We start from the raw sequence: 12,692 nt of genomic DNA on the forward strand, positions 1-12,692 counted from the left end.
GTTGGGGAACTAATAAGAAGAATAGGGGATGTGAGATGAACGAAAAATGAACGCTAAGTTAATCAATATTCAGGTAAAAAGAGGACATTTTCACTTATGCCTAGCTTTTTTAAACATACTGCATCGATACCACTAGATGCCCCCCACAAACTACAGGTAAATCGTTTCGTATTTGATTGGTGCTAGTTTTTGCAGAATTTGATTCTCTTGTTGATAGGTTAAGCCAACATCACGCATCGCGCCTTGCACATACTCCACTAAAATATAAAATTCTCGCTCTTTAATATTTAAGTCTTTGTGGGTCTCTAGCATGGCCTTGCCTTCGTAGACACAAGGGCCGCCAATAAGCTCGCACGTTTGTGATACCAGTTGTTTGCGTAAATGGCTTTTTGGAACACCATTAAAGTAATGCCCTATAACAGGGTCTTTATAGATGCGATTAATGGCAACACCAAACACAGTGTTAAGAGTTTTACTGCCACCAATTTCATCGTACAGGCTGGTAGCGTTTTGCTTGGCAGTGTGCGTGCTAGAACACCCGTTGATGCCGCCTAACAGAGTAAAAAGTAGCGTGATTACGGCTGTCGTTATGCTTGTTTTGTGTAAATAGGTACTCATCATCACCAACTTAAAAATTAGCAGTGACAGTTAGATAGAAGCCTGTCGAGCTAGGCTGCATAAGCAAGTTGCCTAAATCTACATAAGCTGCGGTGAGGGAAAATGACTTATTGGGAAAGTAAGCAATGAAGGCGTCGGTTACCGTATCTTCTTCTGCTAGCCCGCCTAGGCGATTGGTTTGCGTTCTAAACTCAACGCCGACCACGGTTGACGGGCTGGTTAGTAGCGCCAAAGAACCTTCCCATTCCAGTTTATAACTATCGTCATTTTCACTAGCAAAACCAAGTAACCCAAAGGTGTTTGCTTTGGTATAGCGGGCGGTCAGATTGGTCAATAGGTTGAAACCGTTAATATGGCCTAAATAAAGCTTGGTTGCAGAAACAAAAACATCAGTACCGCTATCATCTTTAGCCCCAAGTATGCGCGCTACACCTTGATTAGGAAGCGGGCCGGTGCCATCGGGCAATAGAAGCGTGGTATCAAAATCTCGGTGTTTTTTATATTGTGCGCCAATAGCCACTTGGGGTACCCAAGTGCGTTGGTTAAAAACGCCATCACCCAATATTTTCACTTTTGCAGACACAATATCTATGTCGATACGGGTAGATTGTGCGGCGCTAATTGCCCCATCGGTAAGTAAGCTGAAAACATTGCTGGTAATGCCAGATGAAATATCTAGAGTTTGTCGTTGTACGCTTAATTCAACGCGATCGTAAATGCCAAGGCTGGCACCAAAGGTGGTTAAGGTGTAGTCGTTTAAATGAAGGTATTGAACATTCGCGGTACCGTTAATTTCTTCTTTACTGCCATAGCCGCTAATAAAGGCCCAAGGCGTGATACCGCCACCAGCGGTGCCTTCAAATCCAGTAACGCCGCCCGTTGCAGTTAGGCGAGAGCCCGTGTTTGCACTGCTGAAAAATGAAATTAAACAAAAGCCTAGGCAAAAAAATGTTGCTTTAATCATAAATTCCCTTTCTTGAAGCTTACCTAAATAATAGGTAAGTTTTGTCAGAAATAAAGCCTTACTCGTGCTTTTCCTAAGCTGCAACCGTGAAGCGATTTTTGCCAGCCCGCTTAGACTGGTATAGCGCTGTGTCGGCAGACTCCATCATCGATTTCACATCTAAGGCAATAAGCTTGTTTTGATGATGATAAGCCACGCCCAAGCTCGCGGTTACACTAAAATCTGCGCCTTCTTTAGTGGTAAACCGGTGACTCCTGATATTTTCAAGGATTCGCTTGGCTATTTCTTTAGCTTGTAGCAGTGTGGTGCGGGGAAGGGCAATTATAAATTCGTCTCCCCCAATACGTGCAATAACGTCATTAGTACGTAGTGTATTTGCCGCTGTGTGTGCCACGGTTTTAATGACTTCGTCGCCTACGTGATGACCAAGGTTGTCATTAATGTGTTTGAAGTTATCTATGTCGAAAGAGATGAGTGCCAAGCCTACGTGACTGGGGTTCAGCTTAACTAGGTTGTGCTCGAAATAATCAAAGAAGTAACGCCGATTGTGTAAGCCAGTAAGATCGTCTCGAATAGAAAGGGCCAATAGCTTTCTTGAGTTTTTATATTGGAAAACCACAAAAATAAGTAACAGTGCAAAGATGACTACTACGCCTACCAGCATCATATTTTTCTGCCGTACTTTCAGCGATTGCTCCCTGGCCGTAGCCGCTTGAAGTTGTGTTTGTTGTTTTAGGAGGGCAATTTCTTTGTCTTTACGCTCGGCTTCCATTGTGGCTTGTACTTGGGTGACATATTCTGAATTGTTTAAACGCTGCAACTCAAGGAAGTCTTTGTAATACCTATGAATAAATTCAAAAGCCTGCTCAAAGCGATTATCTTTAAATGCCACTAAGCCTGCAATGTAATCAAGCTCTAAGTGCCACTGCGTATTGTGCAATGCTTCTATGCCGTTAAAAATAGTGCGTGCTTTCGATAAATCTTGTTTAGCCTCAGCCAAGTTATCAAGGGTTAAATTGCATAGGGCGCGTTTTTTGTAAAGTTCTGCGTTGTAATCAATGGGGCCCGATAAGCCCAGCGCATCATCGATAGCATCAATGGCAAGGTTACACTCTCCTCTTTCTGCCATTGTCATAGCGCGGCCATAATGCAAATAGAAATTTTCGCTGTGATTGTTGGTAAAATTCAGCGCTATTTCGTAACGGTCAAAGTAAGAAAGTGCATCATTCCAATTCTCCAGCTTTCGGTTCACCATAGCTAGGCCCAATAAGGTACTGGCAACATGGGGTTGGTAGCCAATGGACTCGAAGAAGGTAAGCGCACCTTCGTAATACTCAATGGCTTTTGTGTAATTACCTAAATAGTTATAGGTGTCGCCTAAGCTCTCTTCTAACAATCCATTAAAAAAGGGGTTGTTTAAAATGACGAGATTTTTATAAGCATCTTGCAGTATTAGGGTGGCCCGGTAGTAGTCTCCGGAAAGTGCAAATCCGTAACCTAACTCTCTAATAGCAAGCACGTAAATAGTACTGTTAGGCTCTTCTTTAGCGACTTCAACTGCATACTTCAGCGTGTCGATAGCGCCAGAAATATTGCCTGTTTGATGCATCCGGCTCCCTTTTAAATAAAGCCATAGTGCATTTTGTTCGTTGGTCATCACATTGGTGAATATTGCGACAGTGGCAAGGGTGGCATCCATTTCTTTGTATAAGGTTAATACACTCTCGGTTTGGGCTTTTCGTAACAACAGCCAAACTTTGCCGTCATCACTGAAGTCATTTGACTGCGCAAGTGTGACTAATTTTCGGTAGGTTTGCTGAGGGTATAGAAAAATAGCATTTTCAAAGTCGTGTAATGCATTTTCACTAATTGTGCCTGGCATAGTGTCAGAAACAGGTACTGCTGTAGGTGCGGTATCAAGAGTTGCAGACACAGGAAAAGAAAGGCTAACCAGCACCCCCCAAATGGCGAAAAGCATCAAAAAACAGATGCGTCTATGTACTACAGCCAAAAAAAGCCCTCCGAATGGCTACAAACTTGCTTAATTAACCTGCAATCTGGCACTAGGTTAGTATGAAAAGTGTTCGGAGTGAAGCGACATTTTTGCTTATTTTGTAAAGACTAAAGTTTGCCAACTGACACCTTGGCGGTGCAGTTTGTCGCTAGAGTCTGTGTTATGAATTAAGGTTAAGCCACAGGATTTTGCGAACTCGATGGTGTCCCTTGCATTAACCGGATTAGCCACCCGTTCGTCATCAAATTTCCCGTGTCGCAAAGTAATGACTAGGAGCCCTTCGGTTAAAAGCAATTGGCTACATCGTTGCAAGCTTTGTTGTTGCTGAACGTGGGTTAAGTGCATCCATACCGCGCTAATCAAAATTAACCCGTAGTGTTGCTTTTTCTGTGATGTGAGTAAGGGCAGGGTATCTTTAATCCACGTTACTGACTCTCCCGTAAAGGCAATGCCTGATTGCATTAGCGCGGTTGCAGGCTCAATAGCGGTTACGTGATTTCCCAAATCGGCCAGCGCTTTCGCGTCTCTGCCTGCTCCTGCACCTATGTCTAAGATAGTGGTATGGGTTAGCGACGGTATATGTGACAACCAATCGCCATGTACATCCTCAAATGCAACACTAGTGTATTGTGAAGCAAGCTTTGAAGCGTGCTGGTGGTAATACGCGATGTGTTTATTGTACTTCATGGTGTTAGCTGTTCTTTTGAAATGTGTTTAACCACTTGGCTAAAATCGCCAAGGGCATGTGATGCCTGTTCTGTCCAATGCCAAAACAAAGGCACACCTAATTGTTTGCTAGGAAATAGCGAGATGAGCTGACCCGATGCCACTTCTTGTTTAACTTGTAAGGTTGGCAATAACGCCCACGCTACGCCTTCTACGGCCATTTTTGCAAACCCATGAGATGACGGATACCAATGACATGTGGTTAGCGACGGCGGAAAGTCTAAACATTCTCGCTGATAGTCGGTGAGTAGGGTGACATCAAATTCGTCATAAAGTAACCCCGGTGTGCCCATTACTCGTTCAGGGTTTATGTCATTTTGAAGGTAACGCTGTATAAATCCAGGCGAAGCATAGAGTTGATAATTCATAGTACCAAGCCTTGCTGATTGCCCGCCGGTAATGGGAGTGCCAGTTTGGCTAATGCAGGCCATGACTTTACCTTGCTGCAATAAGGTGCGGGTTTGGGTTTGATCAGCATTATAAATATGTACGGGGTTAGAACGCATTTCACTAAATCTTGCCATCACCTCAGTAAACCAGGTCGCCAGCACATCGTTGTTTACTGCAACACTCAGTGGCGAAGCATGGTCAGCCGCCCCGCTGCGTGTGGTTAGCTGCTCTTCTAACACACTCACTTTTTGCACGTGAGACAAGAGTTGTTCGCCAAGTGGCGTGGCTTTAAGCGGTTTCATGCGCACTAAAACCGGCCCGCCCACTTGTTGCTCTAATCGCTTTATCTTTTGTGAAACTGCCGACTGAGTCAGGTTGAGCGCTTGAGCGCCGCGCTCAAAACTGCCGTAGCGTAGCACTTCGCGAAAACTGTGTAGGGCAGCATAATCAAGCATGATGAAAGCAAGCACTCTTATTTAAATAGGTATTCCCAGTATTATTAATTAATTTAATAGCAAAGAAAAATTATTAATTTAATTTAGTTTGAAAGAGTAGCTAAAATCAACGCCTATTTTTTATTCATTCAATTTTTGAGGTTTAGTTCATGTTTGCGGCAGCGTTGAGTGGTTTTGTGATGGGCGGCACCCTAATAATCGCCGTCGGTGCGCAAAATAGTTTTTTAATCGAACAGTCTTTGAAGCGTCAATGGACCGGGTTGTTCGTACTGCTGTTTATAGTGAGCGATGCCATTTCTATCAGCTTAGGAGCAATGGGATTCGGGTTGCTGTTACAAGAATATCCTTTGTTGGTATCAGTCACTAAGTGGGCGGGCGTTATCTTTCTTTTGTGGTTCGCGTTTAACAAACTCAAAGCCTCTATGGCTGATGATGCGTTGGTACTTGAAATGTCGAAGAAGCAAACGTCATTTAAGCGTGCGTTTCTGATTGCTATGGCGGTGACGTGGTTGAATCCTCATTTTTACTTAGATACGCTGCTATTAATGGGTAACTTGGCCAGCCAGTGGCAGCTAAATAAATGGTGGTTTGTCCTCGGTGCAGTTTGGGCATCTATCGTATGGTTTGTTGGGCTAAGTACCCTCACCGCTAAATTTGCGCACCATATGCAGCGCCCGTCATTTTGGCGTTGGTTTAACCGCTTAAACGCAGCGGTACTAGGGGCGGTAAGCATTCAATTGGCTAGCTTGTAGTATAAAAATATTAGTGAAAGCTTTTCGGTAAGCAGCCAATCGCAAGAAGGAGAGGCATATGAGCTGGATTTATTTGATTGTGGCTGGCTTATTAGAAATAGGTTGGCCGGTGGGGTTAAAGCTATCTCAAGAAGCTGAAACCCGCGTGCTGGGGATACTGTTAGCCGTAGGTTTTATGGCGGCCAGTGGTTTTTGTTTATGGATGGCGCAAAAAAATATTCCGATAGGTACTGCTTACGCGGTGTGGACTGGCATAGGTGCGGCGGGTACGTTTCTAGTTGGGGTTGTATTTTATGGCGATCCGACTTCTGTCGCGCGCTACTTTGGCGCAGCACTTATCGTGGCGGGCGTAGTGGTATTGAAATTAGCCCACTAACCCCACTAAAAGAATGTGGCGTTTAAAAAAGCTCAGGGAATACCTGAGCTTTTTTGTGTGCGGCTAACAGTAGCGATTAGTTAGCGTCTAGTTAGGGTTTAGCTGGGCGCGAAGTGCAGTTAAAAAGGTGTCGATGCGTTCGGCGTTTTTACCTAAATCGCTTTTTCCAACCCGAGATTTACTGCGAATATCTACAAGGGTGTTATCGTCTTTTGCTTTTAGGCGAATAACCACATCATCTTTGAATCCAAACCACTGGGTGGTGTCAGTCGCTTCTAATGTATAGGGCAATGCGCCATCGGACACACGCTCCCAGCCTAATACGTCAATAGTTTGTTCACTAGCTGCAAAGACTTCATCAATGCTTTGCGCCAATAATTGGGTTCTAATTTCAGGGTAAGCATCGATTTGCTGACGTGTTACCTCACCACCCTCGTAAGTAATAGGGTTAGGTGCATTTTCACGTAGCGGCGCAATAGCCACAAACGCCGGAGGGTTGGTCACATCGGTAGTGATATCGTGAATAGGCGGTACGGTACTGGCTTTGCCCATCATGCTAACAGGCATGGCGACAGCAATTAACGCTAATATAGCGAAAACAAACGTACTGCCCCAGCTGACGCTTTTACGTTTTATTAGTACTTGTAGAATGATAAGTATAATGGCTGCGCCACCCACATATACGCCATAGCGCAGAGAGGTAAATGCGGTGCCTAAATCAACGCCTGCGTACTGATATAGCGGGCCTGGTAATACCACCATTAAAAATCCAATAATGCTGGTCAGTGCAATGAGTGCTTTCAAGTGAGCTCCTAATTATTATTGTTGCTTTGTATAACATAACTTTAACAGTCATTGGGCGCTTTTGGTTCAAATTTTCCACTAAATTTGCGAGTAAAGCGCTTGATCCGTCGCAAAAACCTTTGCAAGCAGTGAAAGGACGAAGGAGTCAGAAGCACTAGTGGCGTTTACATAAGGGGAATAGAGTAACTTCTGCTATGCTATATGCTGATACAAACATGAGGTTTACTATGGGGAATGCCCAAGAGATCCCTTCTTTTAATGCGACGAATGCACAGAAAGTGGAAGTGCTGTTAGACATACTTTCCACAAAAAAAGCAGAGTTTGAAGAAGGGATGACAGAGTATGCGCTAATTTCGCAACTTAAGTCGCCACCCTATCAGTTGTTCAATGACAACGCGCTGCGCGATTCCCTAGCATTGTTTAATACCCACTTCATCTTGTTTCATACCCTATATTTGCTTAGAAATCTCTGGCGTGATGCCTCGGTGGGTGAGCTAGATATTCATACTACACGCATCATTCTATTGCCCTTGAAAGCGAGTAGTCAAAGCGCCTCTGTGAGAAACGCCACTACATTAGATAAAAGCGATCCGCTTGCAGAGTACTACCTGAACTGGCAAAACTTGGCCAGCACTGGTGAAGCTGATGTAGAGGCTTTATTGAATGGCTTTTGGCAGCGAATGATGGGGGCTGAGCCCGCTTTCGATTCAAAAGAAAGTATTGTGCAATGTCACACTTTACTCAACTTAGAGGAGTCTGTGTCAATCACGTTACCGACGCTTAAGAGGCATTACAAGAAGCAGTTGGCAACAGTGCACCCAGACAAAGGAGGTAGCCACGAAGCAGCGCAAAATGTTATTTCGGCGTACCAAACCTTATTGCGGTATTACGGGCTCTAATACTAAAAGTTGAATGAAAAGCGTGTTTTACAACCTTAGGGTACCGCTACAGTATAAAAATACTGCAACTGACCGATAAGATCAGCACCTTTAACTCCCTTTACTTTTAATCTTTAGTATAAGCGCGCACAATGTAAAGCTTGTGTCAGATATGTCATGAATAGGGTGTCCCATTATTCATACTGGCCGATGAGTAACCCTTTCGTCACAGTAAATTGATACGTTGTGCGTTACTGCGATGTCGCGCCGCATTTGAAGCATACGATCTCATTAGTCCAGTTGATGTGATCGGGCTGAGTAATGCCAATGTATTTATAACTCGGCGCATGGAAGTTACCTACGTTAATACAGGCCCAAAATTTAAGTTTACCGGTTAAACGTTCTCGTTTGCCGGTAATCGTTAGTTTTTAAATTCGAGAAATTATTATGAAACGCGTTTTTTATGTCATCACTACCCTAGCTTTGTTGGTAGGTGCGATTGGGTGTTCGTCTGAGTCTGAACAGGCGGGCGCAGGGCAGCAAGCCATGCCGCCACAGTCTGTATCGGTGCTTACTATTGCACGCCAAGCGGTAACCCATGAAATGATTCTGCCAGGAAGGGTTACGCCATCTCGTCAGTCTCAGGTTCGCCCTCAGGTTGATGGAGTGATTACAGAGCGTTTATTTGAAGAAGGTGCGCAGGTTGAAAAAGGCCAGCAACTTTATCAAATTGATGATGCGCGTTATCGTGCTCAATTAAACAGCACCATTGCTGACGTTAAAAGTGCACAAGCGAATTTAAAAACCTTAGAAGCGAAAGCTCGCCGCTACGATGACCTAATTAAACAAAATGCCATCAGTCGCCAAGAATACGACGATGTTATTGCGCAAAAGGAACAAGCACAGGCAGCGATTAGTGTTGCTCAAGCGGCGGTAGATTTAGCACGAGTTAACTTAGGCTATACCAAGGTGTATGCGCCAATTAGCGGCCGTATCAGTCGCTCGTTTGTGACAGAAGGTACACTCGCGACCACAAACCAAACGCAGCAACTTGCCACTATTACGCAGTTAAACCCTATCTTCATCGATATGCAGGAGTCGGGTCGAGCCATACTGACCCTTCGCCAAGCCATGCAAGAACAAGGCTCGATGCCTGTGGAATTGACTGTGGACGAGGCCACGGGTAAGAAATACGAACACACAGGTAGCGTGAAGTTTTCGGAAGTTACCGTGGATGAAAGTACCGGTTCAGTCGCCCTTCGCGCCGAAATGCCAAATCCAGACGGGTTGTTGTTACCAGGCTTATTCGTGAAAGGCCACGTTATTACCGGTACAGAACAGGCTCTACTAGTACCGCAGCGCGCTACGATGCGTCAACAAGACGGTTCATTGTCAGTCTATGTGGTGAACAGTAATGACGTGGTAGAAGCGCGTGCACTAAAAACTAGCGACATCTACAAAGACCAATATATTGCCACCTCGGGTATCAAAGAGGGCGATAGACTTATTGTTTCTGGTTACCAAAAAGTGAAACCTGGCAGTAAAGTAAACACCAGCGAGTGGCAGTCATCGTCACGCGGCTCACGTTAAGATAGGATTAGTTTACTATGGCTCGCTTTTTTATCGACAGACCCGTCTTTGCGTGGGTACTTGCAATTATTACGATGATGGCAGGTGTACTTGCCATTTATACCCTGCCAATTGAGCAATACCCTAAAGTTGCGCCACCCACGGTGACGATTACTGCAACTTACCCAGGGGCTTCAGCAGAAACTGTTGAGAACTCGGTCACGCAGGTGGTTGAGCAAAACTTATCAGGCATCGATAACTTACGTTATTTCTCTGCCAGTAGCTCAAATAGCAGTATGTCTATTAGCCTCACATTTGAACCGGGCACCGACCCAGATATTGCGCAAGTTCAAACTCAAAATAAAGTGCAAGCGGCACTGCCATTGCTGCCGGCACAGGTGCAGCAACAAGGTGTCACTGTTGCAAAGTCAAACTCAGCATTTTCGTTAGCCATTGGTTTTTATGACGAAACAGGGCAAATGAGTCAGTACGACTTAAGTGACTTGCTGGTATCTCAATTTCGCGATTCAGTCTCCCGTGTTAATGGCGTGGGAAGCGTTCGGGTATTTGGTGCCCAGCGTTCAATGCGAATCTGGTTAGATCCAGACAAACTGTACAGCTACAACTTAACGCCGGTAGATGTACAAGCTGCTGTAGAAGTGCAAAACACCGATGTATCTGCGGGGCAACTCGGGGGCTTACCTGCCATTCAAGGCCAGCAAATTAATGCGACTATTCAAGCTCAGTCACGCTTACAAACCGTCGATGATTTTGAAAGCATCGTGCTGCGGGTAAATACCGATGGTTCTCAAGTTCGAGTTCGCGATGTTGCACGGGTTGAACTAGGTGCAGAAAGCTACGATGTAATCGTTCGATACGACCGTCACCCTGCCTCAGGTATGGCGATTAGCTTAGCGTCAGGTGCGAACGCGCTAGATACTATCAATGCGGTAAAGCAACGAGTTGAAGAGCTACGAGTCAACCTACCAGACAGCGTAAAAGTGGTTTATCCGGTAGATGCTTCACCCTTTATCGAATTGTCGATTGAGTCAGTGGTACACACGCTGATTGAAGCTGTGGTTTTGGTATTCTTCGTCATGCTGCTATTTTTGCAGAATTGGCGCGCTACCCTTATTCCTACTATCGCGGTTCCGGTGGTATTGCTAGGTACCTTTGCAGTACTACTGGCATTTGGTTACAGCATTAACGTATTAACTATGTTTGCCATGGTGCTAGCCATTGGTTTGCTAGTGGATGACGCTATTGTCGTGGTTGAAAACGTTGAACGTATTATGGAAGAAGAGGGCTTACCGCCCGCTGAAGCCACTAAAAAATCCATGACACAAATTACCGGTGCGCTAGTAGGTATTGCCGCGGTGTTATCGACGGTATTTATTCCTATGGCCTTTTTCAGTGGTTCTGCTGGGGCTATTTATCGCCAGTTCTCAATTACTATCGTGTCTGCCATGGGCTTTTCGGTTTTGGTGGCAATTATATTGTCGCCTTCATTGTGTGCCACGCTGCTAAAACAACACGATCCTGAACATGACAAAGACAAAGGCTTCTTTGGTTGGTTTAACCGCACATTCAACAAAGGCCGCGACCGCTATCAGCGTACCACTACCCACATGGCGAAACGTGCTAAGCGTTACTTTGCGGTATACGGTATTTTAGTCGCCGGAATGGCATATATCTTTGCCCAATTACCTGGTGCATTCTTACCCGATGAAGATCAAGGCCGCCTAATGGTGCTAATAAGTACGCCTCCTGGTGCAACTGCTGGGCGTACCTTAGAGTCGGTTAAAAAGGCAGAAGACTTTTTCTTAGACCAAGAGCAAAGTGCGGTTAACGGATTATTTACGGTTGTCGGTTTTAGTTTTGCTGGCCAAGCTCAAAATGCCGGTATGGGTTTTGTAAACTTGAATGACTGGAGTGTACGAGATGAAAGTGACTCAGCATTTGCGCTGGTAGGTCGCGCCTTTGGCGCATTTAGTCAAATTGAAGATGCTTCTGCATTTCCTATTGTGCCACCGCCCATTATGGAATTAGGTAACGCCACAGGCTTTGATATGCAGCTTGTGGATCGTGGAAGTAATGGTCATGTGGCCTTGATGAATGCCCGCAATCAATTGTTAGGCATGGCTGCGCAAAACCCTAAACTAGCTGGTGTTCGCCCCAATGGATTAAGCGACGTGCCTCAGTTTAAGGTGAATATAGACAGTGAAAAAGCATCTGCGTTGGGGTTAAACCTAAGTGAAATAAACAGTGCACTGCAAATTGCGTGGGGCTCAAGTTACGTAAACGACTTTATTGATAAAGGCCGTATAAAACGCGTTTATATGCAAGCGGATGCAAAATATCGCATGTCGCCAGACGATTTAGACAAGTGGTTTGTGCGTAACGCCGACGGAGACATGGTGGCCTTCAGTACCTTCGCGTCTACTGAGTGGGTGTATGGCTCGCCGAAATTAGAGCGTTTTAACGGTATATCATCGGTCAACATTCAAGGTAGCCCCGCTGAAGGTATTTCATCTGGTGAAGCCATGGAGGAGATGGAGAAGCTAGTCGCTCAATTGCCTGATGGTTATGCCATTGAATGGTCCGGCCTATCTTTTGAAGAACAACAAGCAGGCTCGCAAGCGCCTATGCTGTATGCTATTTCTATTCTCATTGTATTTTTATGTCTAGCGGCATTGTATGAGAGTTGGTCTGTGCCCTTTGCAGTAATGCTAGTGGTACCTTTGGGTATATTAGGGTCGGTAACGGCTGCGTTCTTATTCAATTTACCAAACGATGTTTACCTACAAGTTGCGTTTTTGACCACAGTGGGTCTGGCGGCGAAAAATGCCATTCTTATTGTTGAGTTCGCGAAAGAGCAATACGAAGAAGGCATTGATTTAATGACGGCGGTATCAAATGCGGCTTCTCAGCGTTTTCGCCCCATATTAATGACATCTATGGCCTTTATACTCGGTGTAACACCGCTGGCAATGGCTAGCGGTGCAGGTTCAGCAAGCCAAAACGCGATAGGTATTGCGGTGATGGGGGGCATGTTTGCTGCCACCTTCTTAGCCATTTTCTTTGTACCTATGTTCTACGTGATGGTTGAAAAGCTGTTTCATAAACAAGATAAATAACTTAGACGT

The 12,692-nt window shown here is 45.0% G+C and carries 11 protein-coding genes; 5 read left to right on the forward strand and 6 right to left on the reverse strand.

Annotation, left to right across the window (positions count from 1 at the left end; translation table 11 throughout):
* Positions 1-150 precede the first annotated feature (150 nt).
* From J5X92_RS06965 to J5X92_RS06985, 5 genes are all read right to left on the reverse strand, one after another.
* Positions 151-618, reverse strand: a complete 468-nt coding sequence (locus J5X92_RS06965) for a group 1 truncated hemoglobin (RefSeq protein ID WP_126872666.1) — start codon at positions 616-618, stop codon at positions 151-153.
* Positions 619-628: 10 nt separating this feature from the next.
* The gene (locus J5X92_RS06970; RefSeq protein WP_126872665.1) at positions 629-1,582 is read right to left on the reverse strand and encodes a DUF3034 family protein; all 954 of its coding nucleotides are present in this window, start codon (positions 1,580-1,582) and stop codon (positions 629-631) included.
* Positions 1,583-1,655: 73 nt separating this feature from the next.
* Positions 1,656-3,593, reverse strand: a complete 1,938-nt coding sequence (locus J5X92_RS06975) for a diguanylate cyclase (protein WP_126872664.1) — start codon at positions 3,591-3,593, stop codon at positions 1,656-1,658.
* Between the two features lie 96 nt (positions 3,594-3,689).
* Complete coding sequence (locus J5X92_RS06980; RefSeq protein ID WP_013786049.1) at positions 3,690-4,283, reverse strand: class I SAM-dependent methyltransferase; 594 nt, start codon at positions 4,281-4,283, stop codon at positions 3,690-3,692.
* Entirely contained in the window at positions 4,280-5,167 is an 888-nt protein-coding gene (locus J5X92_RS06985; RefSeq protein WP_126872663.1) for an ArgP/LysG family DNA-binding transcriptional regulator, read from the reverse strand. The genes J5X92_RS06980 and J5X92_RS06985 overlap by 4 nt, the downstream gene beginning before the upstream one ends.
* A gap of 149 nt (positions 5,168-5,316) precedes the next feature.
* Here J5X92_RS06985 and J5X92_RS06990 point away from each other — a divergent pair, with 149 nt between their 5' ends.
* The gene (locus tag J5X92_RS06990; protein WP_126872662.1) at positions 5,317-5,919 is read left to right on the forward strand and encodes a LysE family transporter; all 603 of its coding nucleotides are present in this window, start codon (positions 5,317-5,319) and stop codon (positions 5,917-5,919) included.
* Between the two features lie 58 nt (positions 5,920-5,977).
* On the forward strand, positions 5,978-6,295 hold the full coding sequence (locus J5X92_RS06995; protein WP_126872661.1) for a multidrug efflux SMR transporter: 318 nt from the start codon (positions 5,978-5,980) through the stop codon (positions 6,293-6,295).
* 87 nt (positions 6,296-6,382) lie between these two features.
* Here J5X92_RS06995 and J5X92_RS07000 read toward each other — a convergent pair whose 3' ends face one another.
* Entirely contained in the window at positions 6,383-7,099 is a 717-nt protein-coding gene (locus tag J5X92_RS07000; protein WP_126872660.1) for a DUF1499 domain-containing protein, read from the reverse strand.
* Positions 7,100-7,314: 215 nt separating this feature from the next.
* Here J5X92_RS07000 and J5X92_RS07005 point away from each other — a divergent pair, with 215 nt between their 5' ends.
* The 3 genes from J5X92_RS07005 to J5X92_RS07015 all read left to right on the forward strand — a co-directional run bounded on the left by J5X92_RS07005 (position 7,315) and on the right by J5X92_RS07015 (position 12,683).
* Positions 7,315-7,998 carry a DNA-J related domain-containing protein gene (locus tag J5X92_RS07005; protein WP_244360384.1) on the forward strand — a complete coding sequence of 228 codons (684 nt, stop codon included), beginning with the start codon at positions 7,315-7,317 and terminating at the stop codon, positions 7,996-7,998.
* A gap of 426 nt (positions 7,999-8,424) precedes the next feature.
* Complete coding sequence (locus J5X92_RS07010; protein ID WP_208805189.1) at positions 8,425-9,567, forward strand: efflux RND transporter periplasmic adaptor subunit; 1,143 nt, start codon at positions 8,425-8,427, stop codon at positions 9,565-9,567.
* Positions 9,568-9,584: 17 nt separating this feature from the next.
* Positions 9,585-12,683 (forward strand): efflux RND transporter permease subunit, encoded by a 3,099-nt coding sequence (locus tag J5X92_RS07015; protein WP_208805191.1) that lies wholly within the window; start codon positions 9,585-9,587, stop codon positions 12,681-12,683.
* The last annotated feature ends 9 nt before the right edge of the window (positions 12,684-12,692 follow it).

The sequence above is a fragment of the Alteromonas sp. K632G genome, assembly GCF_017653625.1.
GTDB classification, from domain to species: domain Bacteria; phylum Pseudomonadota; class Gammaproteobacteria; order Enterobacterales; family Alteromonadaceae; genus Alteromonas; species Alteromonas naphthalenivorans.

Bases quoted from the DNA above. Each gene is read 5' to 3' on its own strand.
- J5X92_RS06965 (WP_126872666.1), bottom strand. From the start codon at position 618: ATGAGTACCTATTTACACAAAACAAGCATAACGACAGCCGTAATCACG.
- J5X92_RS06970 (WP_126872665.1), bottom strand. From the start codon at position 1,582: ATGATTAAAGCAACATTTTTTTGCCTAGGCTTTTGTTTAATTTCATTT.
- J5X92_RS06980 (WP_013786049.1), bottom strand. From the start codon at position 4,283: ATGAAGTACAATAAACACATCGCGTATTACCACCAGCACGCTTCAAAG.
- J5X92_RS06985 (WP_126872663.1), bottom strand. From the start codon at position 5,167: ATGCTTGATTATGCTGCCCTACACAGTTTTCGCGAAGTGCTACGCTAC.
- J5X92_RS06990 (WP_126872662.1), top strand. From the start codon at position 5,317: ATGTTTGCGGCAGCGTTGAGTGGTTTTGTGATGGGCGGCACCCTAATA.
- J5X92_RS06995 (WP_126872661.1), top strand. From the start codon at position 5,978: ATGAGCTGGATTTATTTGATTGTGGCTGGCTTATTAGAAATAGGTTGG.
- J5X92_RS07005 (WP_244360384.1), top strand. From the start codon at position 7,315: ATGAGGTTTACTATGGGGAATGCCCAAGAGATCCCTTCTTTTAATGCG.
- J5X92_RS07010 (WP_208805189.1), top strand. From the start codon at position 8,425: ATGAAACGCGTTTTTTATGTCATCACTACCCTAGCTTTGTTGGTAGGT.
- J5X92_RS07015 (WP_208805191.1), top strand. From the start codon at position 9,585: ATGGCTCGCTTTTTTATCGACAGACCCGTCTTTGCGTGGGTACTTGCA.